The 3,365-nt window shown below is 37.7% G+C and carries 2 protein-coding genes; both read right to left on the reverse strand.

The genetic code is table 11. The features are described from left to right. Positions 1 to 94: 94 nt before the first annotated feature. On the reverse strand, positions 95 to 3,067 hold the full coding sequence (locus C1638_RS21995) for a hypothetical protein (RefSeq protein ID WP_109624080.1): 2,973 nt from the start codon (positions 3,065 to 3,067) through the stop codon (positions 95 to 97). Between the two features lie 5 nt (positions 3,068 to 3,072). Next, positions 3,073 to 3,365: T9SS type A sorting domain-containing protein (locus C1638_RS22000; RefSeq protein WP_133247236.1), on the reverse strand; the 293-nt coding region annotated here is incomplete at its 5' end.

Here is a 3,365-nt window from a genome sequence, read left to right on the forward strand (position 1 = left end):
GATTGTATATAGTTTTCTGTAGGGGTAAGCTGTGCCTGCACCGACTGGGTGATAAGCAGCAAACCTATGGGGATGAGTATTTTTTTCATCAGTGTTAGTTTTTATAGTGATAGCTAAATTCCTTTAATAGTTTTCCTCCTTGGTTATCTTCTCTGATTTCTATTAGTCTGTTTGAGATATCATAAATGTAGATCTCACTGATCCCTGTTGGAGGAGTGATGCTTCTTACCCCAACAAGTGGATCATAGGTGTAGGTGGTAACCTGGTAATTGGATAGATTGTCCCTGAATGTCTTAAGAGCACTTAATAGATTCGTTTCATTACTGCCGGACATTGCATACCCATCCTTATCAGAGGCTGTTACAATGTTAGTGATTAAGGAGCTTGGGATGTTTTCCAGCTTTGCATTCTCAATCTTGGCAATAGGCCTAGTATTCTTGTATCCCCAAATAATAACTGTTGATATTCCATTGCCAATGGTGTACTGTTGTAAATTACCATTAGAATCATATTTATCATAGGAAATTTCTTCTCTCGGAATATTATTATTCTGAAGATCATAAGAAAGTACAGAAGTAGGAAATGCATAAGCGAGATTATCATACTTTGTTTCTGTCTTGGAAACAACTTTTCCTGAAAGATCATTGGTATTCTGCTTTTTTACAGTTTGGGTCTCTAATGGAATACTTATGATATTGTCTGTGATCAGCTTTTGATTTCCTTTTTCATGAGCATATTGGTAGCTGGTTTCCTGGCTCGTACCATCAGAATAGGTAGTTTTTTCAGCGGTTATCTGGTGATGACTCAAACTTTCATTAGCTATGTCTGTGGTGATAGTCTTTACTGGAAGTCCATTCTCATATTCCGTCTTGATCTTTTGGTAGTTTTTGATCATTGCACCATAAAAAAACGCGGTCCTGTATAGATTAACATCCAAAAGTTCTCCTGAGGTTGGACCGGTGCCCTCCCAATATTTTCCAGGTTTGTACATGGGAATACTTTTTACATTATGGGAAAGTAAATAGTTCAGTGGTATCTGGGCTGGAGGTATAACTACAGGAAAGCCACTTTTAGGAATATTGTTGACCACTGTGCCTCCATATTTTTCGTAAAATCTATAGGGGAGAGGTGTTCCTGCGAAACTATACTTGTTCTCCAGTTTTTCTACCGGTTTTCCAGAAGAGTCATAGGAAACAGTTTCTGTGTTTAGTCCCCTTGCCCAGCCCATATCGTCAGGAATATGATAAGGATATCTATAGTACTCCCCTCCATCTAGATAATTGGTATAGCTATATTTCCTTGACCATAACACAGCGTTGTTCGCAGAAAGAAAAGATTCAGTGACCTGTGAATAGCCTACCTGTCCTGCATTGTTAAAGCTTGACATGGGTTGTATTCTATTTGAGATCTGTCCTGCTACTGTAGATATTTTCCCGTATGGATCTATAACAGACAAATAGTCAGGTATACCCAAAAGTTGACCTGAAGTTGTTCCATTATCCAGAGTATAGGTGAATTTTCTTTTTGTCACCTTGTTGTTATCATTAGTCTCAATTCTTGAGATTCTTCTTCCTCCGCCCACAAAGTTGTTTGATGAGGGAGTAGGATATATCTGGGAAATCAGATGATTGGGAATCAGCGAATTGTTATTCTCGTAGTAAAAACTTTCCGTTCCTCCTGTAGGGTAGGTTATTTTTGTTAAAATTCCTGCCTCGGCCGCATCAGCATATACGTTTCTATCAGAAACGGTTTCGAAAATATTCCAGAAATTAGGTCGTCCATTATAATAGCCCCAATAATCGATGGAGTTGGAATGACGATTGGGAAGTTTCCTAGTATTGTACTCGAATTTATATGAGCTAATTACTTCATTGTCGTATGGTTCAACTTCATTGATCTGATTCAAAAATAATCGCTTATCCCCCTTGTTGTCTGTAGTTAGTACACTAAAGTAAATATTGGAATGATCGAGATCACCCTCACGAAAGTTTTGCAGAAATTCAATTTTTTTTATGTAGGGCTGTACCAGATTTTCCGTTTCCTTGATTTTTTTCAATGTAAGGCTCTTGAGGGCGTACCCACCTTTTAAGTCCTCTCGTACTGTTGTATCGTACTTCAAGTCCAACGTTCCATCCGGAAAGGATATATTTTGAAGTCTTTGCTGTTCGGTTCTGTTGAATCCCATTGAAATACGCATGTTAATAGGCTCACTAAGATTTTTGTTTAGGTCTGTTTTGGAATAGGTATCAACAGTTTCTTTCTCATAGTTAAATAAATAACTATATTTTAGTGTCTTTACCTCTTTTAAATGCCAGGCTGTTCTATGATGATCATCATTTTTTGTTTCCTCTCCGCTGCCTAATAACTTTGAATTGGATGATGTAACAATATCATAGGCCGGAGGATTTGAACCGGTCGCATCCAGTCCAAAGAAATATTTGATCCCCAGTTCATCAGTAATTGTGATTCTATCGATTGCAAAATCTGAAGCATTGATATTGGTATAGTCTATTTTGACCTGCCAATCTTCAAAACCTTGGACGACTGCTTTTTTTGTAGAATTATCTATTATGAATTTTCCTGATTTTCCTAGAAAATTGATTATATATAAATCAGGATCTTCATCCAAAGGTTGACTTGAGTCTGAGTAGGTAGAACCAATGGTACGTTGAGTTTGACGTACATCGGAATCAGTCTGAAAAGTAGAATTATAGTTATAGGTTAAATAACCCTGATGATTTTCATCTGGGCGCTGTCTTACTTGGCGGGTTATTAAACCTCCAGCGTTCAGACTCCATCCGGCTCCAATGGCAGATGCTATTTCACCAACGAGGATTCCCTTTGTATCATACTGTATAGATACATTAAGTGGAAGATCTCCTGAGTCAATATTAAATAAAGGAATGGTTACATTGGCGGAGCCTCTGTAATAAGAAACCGGACTCTCTACAAACTTTGCCAGAGAAGAGGCATTGGGAGATGGAGGTAGTACTTTGGGTGTATATTGTGCCTGTACTATTGAATTTAAAAATAAAATGGTACCTAACGTTATGATTTTTCTTTTCATCGTGTTTATTTCTTGATCAGCTTTGCATTCGCCGTCTTGTTATTATCAGTTTTTATCGTTACCAGATAAGCTCCCTGAACCAGAGCCTGTGTATTAATTTTTGTTACCTTATTTTTTGTTTTCAGGTTTTGCAATTGTCTCCCACTCATATCATAGACTAGAATATCAGCTTCCTTGAGGTCAAAACCTATTTCTACGTAGGCATAATCCGAGACAGGGTTCGGGTAGATCTTGATGTCATACTTTTCAATTAAATCATTGACCTGCTTATCACCCAGCTTTACAATCTTCCAGTTCT

The organism is Chryseobacterium oncorhynchi (assembly GCF_002899895.1).
Classification (GTDB): Bacteria; Bacteroidota; Bacteroidia; order Flavobacteriales; family Weeksellaceae; genus Chryseobacterium; species Chryseobacterium oncorhynchi.

What these genes read in the sequence shown, in the direction of transcription:
- C1638_RS21995 (WP_109624080.1), bottom strand. Translation starts at nt 3,067, where the DNA reads ATGAAAAGAAAAATCATAACGTTAGGTACCATTTTATTTTTAAATTCA.